This is a genomic window from Marinobacter persicus, from assembly GCF_900114155.1.
Classification (GTDB): domain Bacteria; phylum Pseudomonadota; class Gammaproteobacteria; order Pseudomonadales; family Oleiphilaceae; genus Marinobacter; species Marinobacter persicus.
Window position 1 is genome coordinate 105,123 of sequence record NZ_FOSC01000004.1, and the last position, 12,905, is coordinate 118,027.

14 protein-coding genes are annotated in these 12,905 nt (G+C 58.3%); 6 read left to right on the plus strand and 8 right to left on the minus strand.

Annotation, left to right across the window (positions count from 1 at the left end; all coding sequences use genetic code 11):
• Positions 1 to 61 precede the first annotated feature (61 nt).
• The 5 genes from potA to BMZ63_RS05525 all read left to right on the plus strand — a co-directional run bounded on the left by potA (position 62) and on the right by BMZ63_RS05525 (position 4,158).
• Positions 62 to 1,183, plus strand: a complete 1,122-nt coding sequence (gene potA, locus BMZ63_RS05505; protein WP_091702767.1) for a spermidine/putrescine ABC transporter ATP-binding protein PotA — start codon at positions 62 to 64, stop codon at positions 1,181 to 1,183.
• Positions 1,176 to 2,033 (plus strand): spermidine/putrescine ABC transporter permease PotB, encoded by an 858-nt coding sequence (gene potB / locus BMZ63_RS05510; RefSeq protein WP_177187035.1) that lies wholly within the window; start codon positions 1,176 to 1,178, stop codon positions 2,031 to 2,033. Before potA ends, potB begins: the two co-directional genes overlap by 8 nt.
• Entirely contained in the window at positions 2,030 to 2,800 is a 771-nt protein-coding gene (potC, locus tag BMZ63_RS05515) for a spermidine/putrescine ABC transporter permease PotC (protein WP_091702773.1), read from the plus strand. Before potB ends, potC begins: the two co-directional genes overlap by 4 nt.
• On the plus strand, positions 2,797 to 3,837 hold the full coding sequence (locus BMZ63_RS05520) for an ABC transporter substrate-binding protein (protein ID WP_091702775.1): 1,041 nt from the start codon (positions 2,797 to 2,799) through the stop codon (positions 3,835 to 3,837). The genes potC and BMZ63_RS05520 overlap by 4 nt, the downstream gene beginning before the upstream one ends.
• Positions 3,838 to 3,960: 123 nt before the next feature.
• Entirely contained in the window at positions 3,961 to 4,158 is a 198-nt protein-coding gene (locus BMZ63_RS05525; protein ID WP_091702778.1) for a hypothetical protein, read from the plus strand.
• A 75-nt stretch (positions 4,159 to 4,233) separates the two neighbouring features.
• Here BMZ63_RS05525 and BMZ63_RS05530 read toward each other — a convergent pair whose 3' ends face one another.
• The 7 genes from BMZ63_RS05530 to BMZ63_RS05560 all read right to left on the minus strand — a co-directional run bounded on the left by BMZ63_RS05530 (position 4,234) and on the right by BMZ63_RS05560 (position 11,111).
• A complete protein-coding gene (locus BMZ63_RS05530; RefSeq protein ID WP_091702780.1) occupies positions 4,234 to 5,646 on the minus strand; it encodes an alanine/glycine:cation symporter family protein in 1,413 nt (470 codons plus the stop codon).
• A 185-nt stretch (positions 5,647 to 5,831) separates the two neighbouring features.
• Positions 5,832 to 6,275 carry a universal stress protein gene (locus tag BMZ63_RS05535; protein ID WP_091702783.1) on the minus strand — a complete coding sequence of 148 codons (444 nt, stop codon included), beginning with the start codon at positions 6,273 to 6,275 and terminating at the stop codon, positions 5,832 to 5,834.
• 38 nt (positions 6,276 to 6,313) lie between these two features.
• Complete coding sequence (locus BMZ63_RS05540; protein ID WP_091702786.1) at positions 6,314 to 7,600, minus strand: TRAP transporter large permease; 1,287 nt, start codon at positions 7,598 to 7,600, stop codon at positions 6,314 to 6,316.
• Between the two features lie 27 nt (positions 7,601 to 7,627).
• Positions 7,628 to 8,221, minus strand: coding sequence for a TRAP transporter small permease (locus BMZ63_RS05545; protein WP_091702790.1), 594 nt, complete (start codon positions 8,219 to 8,221; stop codon positions 7,628 to 7,630).
• A 111-nt stretch (positions 8,222 to 8,332) separates the two neighbouring features.
• A complete protein-coding gene (locus BMZ63_RS05550) occupies positions 8,333 to 9,361 on the minus strand; it encodes a TRAP transporter substrate-binding protein (protein ID WP_091702793.1) in 1,029 nt (342 codons plus the stop codon).
• 251 nt (positions 9,362 to 9,612) lie between these two features.
• Entirely contained in the window at positions 9,613 to 9,930 is a 318-nt protein-coding gene (locus BMZ63_RS05555) for a high-potential iron-sulfur protein (RefSeq protein WP_091702796.1), read from the minus strand.
• A gap of 176 nt (positions 9,931 to 10,106) precedes the next feature.
• Positions 10,107 to 11,111 carry an LLM class flavin-dependent oxidoreductase gene (locus tag BMZ63_RS05560; protein WP_091702799.1) on the minus strand — a complete coding sequence of 335 codons (1,005 nt, stop codon included), beginning with the start codon at positions 11,109 to 11,111 and terminating at the stop codon, positions 10,107 to 10,109.
• 110 nt (positions 11,112 to 11,221) lie between these two features.
• Between BMZ63_RS05560 and BMZ63_RS05565 the strand changes: the two genes are divergently transcribed.
• A complete protein-coding gene (locus tag BMZ63_RS05565; RefSeq protein ID WP_091702802.1) occupies positions 11,222 to 11,980 on the plus strand; it encodes a putative 4-mercaptohistidine N1-methyltransferase in 759 nt (252 codons plus the stop codon).
• On the opposite strand, the gene BMZ63_RS05570 is transcribed toward BMZ63_RS05565, so the two are convergent.
• Positions 11,977 to 12,747 carry a GntR family transcriptional regulator gene (locus tag BMZ63_RS05570; protein WP_091702805.1) on the minus strand — a complete coding sequence of 257 codons (771 nt, stop codon included), beginning with the start codon at positions 12,745 to 12,747 and terminating at the stop codon, positions 11,977 to 11,979. The two genes, BMZ63_RS05565 and BMZ63_RS05570, sit on opposite strands and share 4 nt — an antisense overlap.
• Positions 12,748 to 12,905 lie beyond the last annotated feature (158 nt).

Here is a 12,905-nt window from a genome sequence, read left to right on the forward strand (position 1 = left end):
CACCCTTTCTGTTTGCGGCCTTTTCTGGAAAAATGGGCCGCTCACAATTCGGGCAGCGCCAATGAAACAGACACTGCTTTCACTGAGCAATCTCACCAAGCAATTCGACGGCAAAAAGGTACTGGATTCGCTGGATCTGGATATCCTGGACGGCGAGTTCATTACCTTGCTGGGCCCCTCCGGCTGCGGGAAAACCACTCTGCTGCGCATGATGGCCGGCTTCGAGCATCCGGATGATGGCACGATTACCCTCGGCGGGCAGGATCTGACCCACACGCCTCCCGAGCACCGACCGCTCAATACCGTGTTCCAGAACTACGCCCTGTTTCCCCATATGTCGGTGTTCGACAATGTGGCCTACGGCCTGAAGATGGAAAAGCGCCCGAAGGATGAAATTAACCAGCGGGTGGAAGAAGCCCTGGCCATGGTGCAGCTTGAAGACTTCGCCAGACGCAAGCCACACCAGCTGTCCGGTGGTCAGCAGCAACGGGTGGCCATTGCCCGGGCCGTGGTAAAACGCCCGAAACTGTTGTTGCTGGACGAACCCCTGTCGGCGCTGGATTACAAACTGCGCCGCACCATGCAGGTGGAACTCAAGCGCCTGCAGCGGGAGCTGGGGATTACCTTCGTGTTTGTCACCCACGACCAGGAAGAGGCACTGTCCATGTCCGACCGGGTGGTGGTGCTCAAGGATGGCGTGATCCAGCAACTGGGTACGCCCCGGGAAGTGTACGAACGCCCGGCCAACCTGTTCACGGCCCGCTTTGTGGGCGAAACCAATCTTTTCCCGGGGCAGGTGGACAGGGCCAATGGCGATGACACGGTAACGGTGGATGTGTTTGGCCTGAAACGCACCTTCCGCAAGCCGGATTTCGAGCTGCGCGAGGGCCAGCAACTGCACGTTTTGCTACGCCCGGAAGATATCCGGGTGCTGGCGCCGGACGAGGCAGACGGCGTGGCCGGCAAAGTGGTGGAGCGCAACTATAAAGGCAGTACGCTGGACTCGGTGATTCATCTTGATGACGGCACCGAAGTGCTGGCCTCGGAGTTTTTCGACGAGGACGACCCCGCCTTCGATTATCGCCTGGGTGAACCGGTGCGGGTCAGCTGGGTGGATGGCTGGGAGTGGCTGTTGCCGGAAGAAGCAGCCACCTTCCAAGAGGAAGCCAGCGTTGATGCGTAGTGCCCTGCAGCAGCCGTTCAAGACGGCGGTGCTGGTGCTGGTCTGGGGCTGGTTATTGTTCCTGGTGTTCACCCCAAACCTGCTGGTGGTGGGCGCCAGTGTGATGACCCGAGACCCGGGCAGCTTCATCGCCCTGCCATTCAGCCTGGACGCCTATCGCCAGCTGCTCAACCCGCTGTATCTGGAAGTCTTCCTGCATTCGCTGTACATGGCCGCGATGACCACACTGTGTTGCCTGTTGATTGGCTACCCCTTTGCCTGGGCCTTGTCTAAGGTACCCAAACAGCGCCAGATGCTGCTGATTTTCCTGTTGATCGTTCCCTTCTGGACCAACTCGCTGGTACGCACCTATGCCCTGAAGTTGATACTGGCGACCAACGGCCTGCTGAATAATGCCCTGCTGGGGCTGGGCGTGATTGAAGAGCCTGTCAGGCTGCTGTACACCGAAGGGGCGGTAATCATTGGCCTGGTCTACTTGCTGCTGCCGTTCATGATCCTGCCCCTGTACTCGGTGTTTGATGACCTTAGGGAAGATTATCTGAGAGCCTCACACGATCTGGGTGCCGGGCGCTGGCCCACGTTCATTCACGTGATTGTGCCGCTGACCCTGCCCGGTGTGCTGGCGGGCATCATGCTGGTACTGCTGCCGGCCATGGGGCTGTTTTTCGTGCCGGATATTCTCGGTGGCTCCCGCAACCTGCTGGTGGGCAATGTCATCAAGAACCAGTTCCTGGACGCCCGTAACTGGCCGTTCGGGGCGGCCGCCAGCATCCTGCTGACCCTGGCCATGGCGTTTCTGATGTTTGCTCACAAGCTCAGTAAAAAACGACTCGGGGAGGATGGTGTATGAGCCGCTGGCTGCCCCGTGGGTACCTTGCCATCGTCTATGGTCTGCTTTACGCCCCAATCATCGTACTGGTGGTCTTCTCCTTCAACGATTCGCGCACCGGCTACGAATGGGGCGGGCTGAGCTGGCGCTGGTATGAGTCCCTGTTCAACAACCGTGCGATGGTCGAGGCCATGTGGAACTCCCTCTGGCTGGCTCTGTCGGCAGCCACGGTGTCCACCTTGATTGGCGCCCTCACGGCTCTGGCGCTGCACCGCTACCGGTTCCGGGGCAAGAAGGTGCTCAATGGCATGCTGTTTGTGGTGATGATGTCGCCGGAAATCGTGCTGGCCATTTCCCTGCTGGCCCTGTTCCTGCTGGTGGGCCTGCAGCTTGGCTATGTGTCATTGCTGCTGGCGCACGTGACCTTCTGCCTGCCGTTCGTGGTGATTACCGTGATGGCGCGCCTGAGCGGCTTCGACGAGCGCCTGCCGGAAGCGGCCAGGGACCTGGGCGCCAACGATTTCACCATGACCCGCACGGTACTGATTCCGGTGATCATGCCCGCGTTGCTGGCAGGTTGGCTGCTGGGTTTTACACTGTCACTGGATGATGTGGTGGTGAGCACCTTTGTCAGTGGTCCGAGTTATGAAATCCTGCCCCTGCGTATCTACTCCATGGTACGTGTGGGCCTGAAGCCCGAGGTGAACGCCCTGGGCACGTTATTGCTGGTGTTCTCACTGGTCATGCTGATGTTGTCGCAATGGATACTTACAAGGAGCAAACAATGAAGAAAATTGCACTGGCCAGCCTGCTGGCGGTGGGCCTGACAGGCTGCGGCGGTTCCGAGGAGCCAGAGGTGCTGAACCTGTACAACTGGTCGGAATACATGCCCCAGGAAGTGCTGGACCGGTTTACCGAAGAAACGGGTATCCAGGTGGTGTACACCACTTACGATAGCAACGAGGCCATGTACGCCCGTCTCAAGCTGCTTGATGACAGCGCTGCCTACGACCTGGCCGTGCCCTCCACCTATTACGTGAGCAAGATGCGCCAGGAAGATCTGCTGATGCCGATCGACCGCAGCAAGATTGAGGGCTTCGATAACCTGGACCCTGAACTGGTCAATCTGGATATTGACCCGGACAACCAGTACAGCGTGCCTTACCTGTGGGGCACCACCGGCCTGGCCGTGGACACCGGGGATGTCGAGGGAGACGTGACCGCCTGGGAAGACCTCTGGGACGAGCGTTTTGAAGGGCAGGTGATGCTGACCAACGACATGCGCGAAGTGTTCCACGTGGGCCTGCGGGTGCTGGGCTATTCCGGCAACAGCACCAACCCGGATGAAATTGAAGAAGCGTACGAGAAGCTCTCCGAGCTGATGCCGTCGGTGCGCACCTTCAATTCCGATGCTCCGCGTATGCCCTACCTCGAAGGTGAAACCGAGGTGGGCATGATCTGGAACGGTGAAGCGGTGATGGGCCGTGATGCCCTGCCAACACTCGAATACGTGTACCCGGAAGAAGGCATTATTGCCTGGCTGGACAGCTTCGTGATTCCGAAAAACGCCAAAAATCCGGATGCGGCTCACGAGTTCATCAACTTCATGCTGAAGCCCGAGATTGCGGCATTGATCAGTGAAGAGATCGGTTATGCCACCCCGAACCTGCCGGCCCGTGACCTGCTGCCGGACGAAGTGGCGGACGATCGCGCCAGCTATCCGACGGCAGAAGACATGGTGAATGCGGAATTCCAGACCGACATTGGCGACGAGGCCCTGCAGGTGTATGCCAAATACTGGGAAATGCTGAAATCCGGCCAGTAAGCGCGGACCGGCACTCACCCTGAGAACGGAGGCTTTGGCCTCCGTTTTTGTTTGTCTGTATTTTGCACAGTTGCTTATCGTTCCTATACTGAACAGTACAAACCTTGAACAAGGAGATGGACGATGGCGAATGCAATCAATGGCAAGTTCAAGAATATGGATCAGGCCCGGAACACCCGGGAAGACCTGATTGGCAGTGAAATTCCCCAGGATCTGATTTACATCGATGAGCAGGAGCAGACGATCCGTGTGATGCTACCACCGGGCGAGGCCCGGGAAGTGTATGAAATCTTCGAGCGCCACGGCATCACCCACGAATAAGCCGTGAACCATAAAAAAGGCCACCCGGTTGCACCGCGTGGCCTTTTTAGTTGGTTTGACAGTGCCGCAGAATCGTCAGTGCCAGATGTCGCTGTCGATTTTTTCGTGCAACTCCGGGTAGTGCTCGGATTTGAAATGGGGCACTTTGCCTTCCTTGCGCTGGGCCAGATAATCCCGGGTGAGCTTAACCACCGTGCCGGACAGAAGCACGATGGCCACCAGGTTAATGGTCGCCATCAGACCCATCGAGGCATCGGCGGCATTGAACACGGTTACCACGGCCTCGTAACCGCCCCAGACCACCATGCCCAGCGCAGCCAGGCGCAACAGGGTCAGCCCCAGGGTGTTGCCACCCTTCAGGTACACCAGCGCGTTCTCGGCATAGGTGTAGTTGGCGACGATGGAGGTAAAGGCGAAGAACAGGATGGCAATGGCAATGAAATAGCCGCCGAATTCCCCGAGGTGGACTTCCATGGCTTCCTGGGTCAGTTGAGTGCCGGTGACGCCCGAGCCGGGCTCCAGTGCGCCTGACAGCAGAATCATCACGGCCGTGGCGGTACAGACCACAATGGTGTCGATGAACACACCAAAGCCCTGCACCAGCCCCTGGGAGGACGGATGGTGTGGTGCCGGGGTGGCCGTGGCGGCAATGTTGGGGGCCGAGCCCATGCCGGCCTCGTTGGAAAACAGGCCGCGCTTGATGCCGTTCAGCATGGCTGCGGTGACCGAGCCGGCCGCCCCGCCGGCGGCTTCTTCCAGCCCGAAAGCACTTTTCACGATCAGCGCCAGAATGCCGGGTACCTCGGTGATGTTCATGGCCATCACGCCCAGTGCCAGCAGGACGTAGGCCCCGGCCATGAACGGCACGACAAACTCGGCAAACCGGACAATACTGCGCAATCCACCGAAGATGACCACGCCGGCGAATACGGCGATGACGATGCCCACGCCCAGTTTGGGGGCACCAAAGGCGCCTTCCATGGCGTCGGCAATGGAGTTGGCCTGAACGGCGTTGAACACCAGGCCGAAAGAAATGATCAGGCAAATCGCGAAAATGGCAGCGGCCCAGGGGGCATTCAGACCCTTGGCAATATAGACCGCCGGGCCGCCCCGGTACTGGCCCTTGCCGTCACGCACTTTATAGAGCTGCGCCAGTGTACTTTCCGCATAGCCGGTGGCCATACCCACCAGTGCCACCATCCACATCCAGAAGATGGCGCCGGCGCCGCCCAGGTACAGGGCCACGGCCACGCCTGCCAGGTTGCCGGTACCCACCCGGGAGGCCAGGCTGGTACACAGCGCCTGGAACGGCGAGATGCCGTGCACATCGCTTTCCCGGGAACCGCGAATGGCCCGGATCATTTCACCGAAATTGATGAATTGCAGAAGGCCCAGGCGAATGGTGAAGAAGACGCCCACCGCCAGCAGGCCATAGACGAGCACGTAGCCCCAGAGAATGGAATTGAGAAAATCGACAATCGCAGTCATGCACCGCCGCCTTTTGCCGTGTGAATTGAGCGTGTCACTTGAATCGCTCGTGTCGTGGAAACGAGCGTCAAGTTCTGGCGGGGGAGTCTATCACGGTGAAATGAACGGCAACTTGCGGAAATCCGTGATTGCCAGGCGGCGAATGGACGCCGCCCGGAGGGAGCAGGAATGGGAGAAAGGTCGAATCAGACGACCAGTACCGGACACTTGGCGTGGGAAGCCACCCGATGCGACACACTGCCCAGGAACATACCGTCTTTGTCGCTGTTGGTGCCCTTGGTGCCAACCACAATCAGGTCGGCCTGTTTGTCCTGGGCAAACTTGACGATCACCTTGGATGGTCGGCCTGCTTTCACAAACCCGCGCACCTTGGTGGCGCCGTGGTCGGCGGCCAGCTCCTTGGCGTGATTGACCACCCCCTTGGCGTATTCCGACAACACCTTGTCGGGGATGTCCATGTCATCCGGCCGTCCGATGGACAGTGACGCTTCGAACAGGCTGTGGTGCTTGTAGACACAGAGAATGAGTATCTCTGCCTCGGGAATCAGCTTCTGCAGATCAATGGCCTTGTCCAGGGCTTTTAATGAGGTCTTGGACCCATCCACCGCCACCAGAATACGTTTGAACATGCCTATCTCCTTTTATCAGTTCGTCAGTTGGCGAGGATTTAATCCCTGAAGGCCACGTCCCGCAGGAACAGGGCGATGTCCGGGAAGATGATCAGCAAGGCCGCCGCGCCTACCAGCATGAAAATAAACGGCGGCGTACCACGGATCACTTCCATGTAGGGGCGCTTGAAGATGGCAATGGCTGTGAAAATGTCACAACCAAACGGCGGTGTCGCCGAACCGATGGCCACCTGCAGAGTGATCAGCACACCCACCAGTACCGGGTCCAGGCCAGTGGAGGCAATGGCCGGCGCAAAAATCGGGGTCAGCACCAGGATCACCACGATCGGGTCCACGAACATGCAGGCAATGAAGAAGGATACGCAAATGGCGATCAGTACGCCGGTTGGGCCCGCTTCGTTCACGCCCACCGCTTCCATGATGGCCTGCGGAATCTGGGCAAAGGAGATGATCCAGGAGAAGCCGTTGCCGACCGCCACCAGGATGAACACCACGGCGGTGATCAGGCCCGTGGATTTGGCAATCCTGTACACATCCTTGAGCTTGAGCGACCGGAACACCACGAATTCCAGCAGGAACGCGTAGAGCACGCATACTGCAGCCGCTTCGGTGGGGCTGAAAATGCCGCCGTAGATCCCGCCTACAATAATCACCGGGAACATCAGCGGCCAGGACGCATCCCGCACCGACAAAGCCCGTTGTTTCCAGGTGGCCCTCTCCTCGGTGGGCACATTGTTGCGGTAGGCGTAGATCAGGCAGTAGATGGAGAACATGATCAGAATCATGATGCCCGGGCCAATACCGGCGATGAACAGCTCGGCAATGGAGGTTTCGGAAATAACCCCGTAGATAATCATGCCGATACTGGGCGGAATCAGGAAGGCAATGTCACTGGCGTTAATGATCAGTGCCAGAGTGAACGGGTCCGAGTAGCCGGCCTTGAGCATTTTCGGGCGCAGGGGGGAGCCCACCGCCACTACCGTGGCCTGGGTGGAACCGGACACAGCACCGAACAGGGTACAGGAAGTGGCGGTACTGATGGCCAGACCGCCTTTGATGTGGCCAATAAAAGCCATGACCATGTTGATCAGCCGGTCCGCCGACTGGCCGCGGGTCATGATATCGGCGGCCAGAATGAACATGGGCACCGCAATCAACGACGCCGGCCGGATGCCACCCATCATCTGCTGAATGAATGTGCCCATCTGGCCGAAGCCGTCAAACATCATAAAGAAGCCGAACACCGCAGCGGTGGCCAGCGGAATCATCATCGGGAAGCCCAGAAGCAGCAGCCCGATCATGATGATCATCATCCAAGTTGCCATGTGATTATCCTCGTGGTTCAGGCTGCATCAGACTTCGGATTCGGTGTCGGCGTAACCGTCCACCACCCCGGTCGACAGATACACGTCTTTGCTGGTCAGGTTTTTGATCGCGGTCAGCAGGTACTGGATGCCGGTGATGGCAAAACCAACCGGAGCCCAGATATAGATCCACCAGATTTCGAAACCCAGGGCCGGCAGTATACGCCCCCGGCTATAGAGTGTCTGGATGTAATCGAAAGAGTGATAGCACAGGAAAAACATCACGGCCGAGGTGAACAGGGCAATGATGATCATCAGCACCCGGCGGCCGGTGGTCGGTAAAGCATCGTAGACCGCCGACATGCGGATGTGGCGACCGTGGCGCGCGGCATAACCAATGCCGGCAAAGGTGATCAGGATAATCAGAATCCGGTTGATCTCCCCGGAAAAGAACAGCCCCTCACCAAAGACAAAGCGGGCAATCACGTTAACGCAGGTATTGACGGCCATGAGGATGACCCCGAGGGCCAACAGAACCGCCTCGAATTTGGCGATCCATTCGTCAAGGGTACCCAGAAACCCGGGCAGGCCGGATTCATAATGACCGGTATCGTCTTCGATTTCCGGGGAATTCTCGGACATGGATTCTGCTCCAGAACATGTCGCTCCCGGCGGGAAGATTCCCCGGCGGGGCGGGGTTAAAGCGGAAACGGAACCGGACGCTGTGGCCCGGTTCCGTTGGTTCCTTCAGGGTTAGTCGTTCTGCACTTCCTGCAGATCTTCCTTGAACTGGTTCAGCAGCTCTCTGCCGCGCTCACCAGTCATTTCGATGAACTTCTCTTCCACCTGCGGCGCACGGGCCTTGAAGGCTTCGATCTGTTCATCGTTCAGACGGGTAACGGTGACCTCGTCACTGGCTTCGGTAATCTTCTCCAGTGCCTCGTCAGCCAGACCGTCGATGTGCACGATGATCTCTTCAAAAGCGTAGTCAGCGGCGTCCTGCACCAGCTGTTTGTCTTCGTCAGACAGGCCGTTGTAGAAATCCTGGTTAGCCATCATGGCGGTAGTGAACCAGCCATGGCCAGTGAACACCAGGTGCGGGGATACTTCATACAGACCGCCGGATTCGATCCAGAAGATCGGGTTTTCCTGACCCTGGATCATGTTGGTCTGCAGCGCACCGTACACCTCGCCCCACGGCAGGGGAGTCGGGGTTGCGCCGAACGCCGAGTAGGTCTCAGACAACAGCGGGTTGGTCATGACCCGGATCTTCTTGTTGTTGAAACCTTCCGGTGAGGTGACCGGCTCGTCAACGGTAACCACCATCTCGCCTTCCGGATACATCTGCAGCAGCTCAAGACCTTTCTCGGCGTACAGTTCCGGGAAGTCTTCGTTGATGGCTTCGGACTCGCGGAAGAATTCGATCACCATGTCCATGTCGGTGGGCATGAGATACGGAATGAAGAAGATTTGTGCTTCCGGAATCAGGGAGCCTGTGAAGCCTGGAGACTGGTTCACGAAGTTCAGGATGCCGGCCTGGGTCTGTTCCATGATGTCATCGGATTCGCCCAGTTCGCCAAAACGGTAAACCTGCAGGGTGTGATCGGAATTGTCTTCGATGTATTCCTTGAACGCGTAGGCATACACGTCTTGTACATCGCCTTCGTATTCCTCGTGGGCATAGCGCCAGTTGGCGGCGTTGACCGAGTTTGCGGCCGTCAGACCGGCGAATGCCAGGGCCGAGACAATGCCCAGTTTCTTGAATTTCGTTGTGCTGCTCATTGCGTTTTCTCCGCTGTTTTTTCTAGTTAAGCGACTGTCACGTTTTTTTAGATTGGCAAAACAACGGGGTTTTCGCAAGGAAATCGGGAAAATGAGTCAGACCCGGCCGGTGCATGAAGGTGTATGGCAAGTCCATGAAAAACCGGTTTTATTGATTCCGGGCTCTGCAGAAAATCGGGGAGTGGAGGTGCTTTCGAGGGGAATGGAGTCCGCAAAGGCGGCCGGGGCTCGGCCGCCCGCAGACGCGTTGGTCAGGCGCCCGGTGCGTAGCTGTTACACCAGCCGTTCTCGTTGACAAGAACGTCGGCAAACTTCGGATGACGACAGGTGCCCCAGCCATCTTTGGCGTCCTTGGCCCAGAAGACACAGTTCTGGCACTTCTGACCGTCCTGGTATTTGTCGTGGCTGGAGGTGGTCGCGTCATTGACATAATTCAGTGCGTGGCCGTCTTCAGCGTGTGGCTTGGCGGCGTGTGCGCTCGGCACCACAAAGCGGGCCATCGGTACAGCGGCGGCACCCAGTGCAGCGGTGCGCAGGAAAACTCTTCGACTCTTGTTAATCTCGCTCATTGGTGAATCCTCTCTCATCTCATCACGTTGAACTTCTGGATTTTGCCCTGTTGAAGTGCTTTTTTTATGGTCGTGGGCAGGGGTCCCAGCCAGACCCTAACAAATCAGTTCGACAGCGCACGAAAAACGGATGACATATATCAATTGTTTCTGAGCTTTAATTTTTTAGTAATGAGTCAGGATTGCTGCAAGAGCTGGCGGGTTTCCGCCAGAATGTCCAGAGCCTGCCTGCGTTCTTCCGGGTCGTAAATGTCAACGGTGAACATAAGCTCGTTAACGTGAATATCCGCCAGCCGTTGCTGCAGCTGTTCGGCGAGGTCCTTTGCGTTACCGCTGATCTGCAAACCGAGAAAATCCTTCACGCCGGCTTCTTCTCCGCGACCCCACAGACCGTCCATTGACGCCACTGGTGGCTTCATCCACAAAGGCTGGCCCCGGAACAGGGCAAGAATGCGTTGGTAGCTGGTGGTCGCCAGAAACCCGGCGTGCTCCCGGCTCTCTGCTGGAACGGCCGGTAAGGCCAGCATTGCATAGGGCTCGGCCAGTTGATCGGAAGGCCGGAAGTTATCCCGATAGGTTTTCAGGGCTTCCCGGTACAGGCGGGGCGCGAAATGGCCGGCAAAGGCGTACGGCAAACCACGCATGGCCGCCAGTTGAGCGCTGAACAGGCTAGAGCCCAGTAGCCAGATCGGAACCTGTGTGCCGGCCCCGGGAATCGCCTTCACCGGCTGGCCCGGTTGCAAGGGGCCAAGCAAGGCCTGAAGCCGGGCTACATCGTCGGGAAACTGCTCGGCACTCAGGCCGTCACGGCGCAGTGCCCTGGCGGTGACCGGATCGGTACCGGGTGCGCGACCCAGGCCAAGATCAATGCGGCCGGGATACAGGCACTCCAGGGTGCCGAATTGCTCGGCAATGACCAGCGGCGGATGGTTGGGCAGCATGATACCGCCGGAACCCACGCGCAGCGTGTCTGTTTTACCGGCGATATGGCCGATCAACACGGAGGTGGCAGCGCTGGAAATACCCTCCATATTGTGGTGTTCCGCCAGCCAGAAACGTTTGAATCCAAGCTGTTCAGCATGTTGGGCGTAGCTCACGCTGTTAGCGAGGGTGTTGGCTACGGAATCCCCCTCCCGCACAGATGCGAGTTCGAGCAGGGAGTAGTCGGGTTGGTTAGACATAGGGCTCCTGACAGTTCATCGATACCGGGTTGAATGTGGCGGTGACGGGTGTTTCTTTCAAGGATGAAGCGTTATTCTCGGAGCATAAATACGTATTGGGAGGAACAGGCGTGTCGAGCACGGACTATTACGAAAACAACACCACGCTGGCGCAATACCTGGAATTTCATTTCGGCGAGACCTGGCATGGCGAGGGCAACTTCCCAAAGGAATTAGCGGATGCCGCCATGGCCGTGCTGGATGGTCGCCCGACACGCCGCGCCCTGGACATCGGTTGTGCCTGTGGTCGCACCACGCTGGAGCTGGCGCGGCAGTTTGATCACGTGGACGGCGTGGATTTTTCGCACCGCTTTATTGATAAATGCAGGGAAGTGATTCGTCTGGGCGAAGCCCGTTATGCCCGCCCCGAGGAGGGGGAGCTGGTGAGTTATCACGCGCGGTCGCTGGCCGCCTTGGGGCTGCAGCCTTACACCAATAAAGTGGCTTTTCACCAGGGTGATGCCTGCGACCTGGCGCCGGATCTGGCCGGTTACGACCTGGTGGTGGCCGGCAACCTCATTGACCGGTTGTATAAGCCGGCAAAGTTTCTCGATGATATTTATCATCGAATCAACGACCTGGGACTGCTGGTGATCGCCTCGCCCTACACCTGGCTGGAAGACTATACCCCAAGAAGCGAATGGCTGGGCGGGTTCGAGAAAGACGGCGAACAATACACCACCCTGGATGGCCTGCAGGATGCCCTGGCCGGCCGCTTCCAGTTGATGGCTGAACCCCGCAGCCTGCCGTTCGTGATTCGCGAGACACGCAACAAGTTCCAGCACAGTTTTTCCGAACTGACGGTCTGGGAAAAACTGCCGGCCGCTTAATAACGGCTTTTTCGACGCAGGGCCCGCTGCTTGCGGGTTTCCTCTTCGCTGTGTTGCGAAATGGCGCTTTGGACAAAGGCAATGTGATCGCCGGCAATGCCCCGGGCCTGTTCGGCCTGCCCTTCCATTATGGCCTGAAACAGCCGTTGGTGCTGTGCCAGGAGGCCCTGGCGAGTGTCATTTTCCCGCGCATAGAGCCCGCCGATGCTGGTAACAATGTTGTGTTTGAGCATATGGAAAAGGTTGCGCATGGTGTGCAGTAACACCGCATTGTGGCTGGCTTCGGCAATGGCGAGGTGGAAGCCGGCATCCGCCGCGGCTTCCCGCTCGATGGTGTTCTCCGGCGGGTTCTGATAGCAGCTTGCCAGCTCCGCCCAGGCCTGCGCCAGCCGTTCCCTGTCGACATCGGTCGCCCTGAGGGCTGCGTAATAGGCGCAGTCGGCCTCCAGCGTGCGTCGGAATTCCAGCAGGTCCCGGTGGGCTTCCGGGTGGCTTTGGAGTAATTGCACCAGCGGGTCGCTGAAACTGGTGCCCAGTTTTTCGGTGACGAAGTTGCCGCCCCCCTGGCGACTGACCAGCAAACCCTTGGCGACCAGCCGCTTTACGGCTTCACGCAAGGATGGCCGGGACACGCCGAACTGCTCGGCCAGTGTCCGTTCCGGGGGCAGTTTCTGGCCTGGCTGCAGGGTGCCCTCCAGAATCATGGTTTCCAGTTGTTCCACAATGGTGTCTGCCAGGCGTTTGGGGGCAATCTGTCCGATGGGCATGGTGCTGCTTCCGGCTGAGTGACTGGAATTGGTCTTACCAATACAGTCTACCGGCTGGTGTGCGTCAGGCCAAATTGACTGAGCTATAGTTGAATGCCTGAGCGGCAAATTTGACACTCAGGGCATGGTCAAATATCGTTCACTTAGTTTTCGTGTAA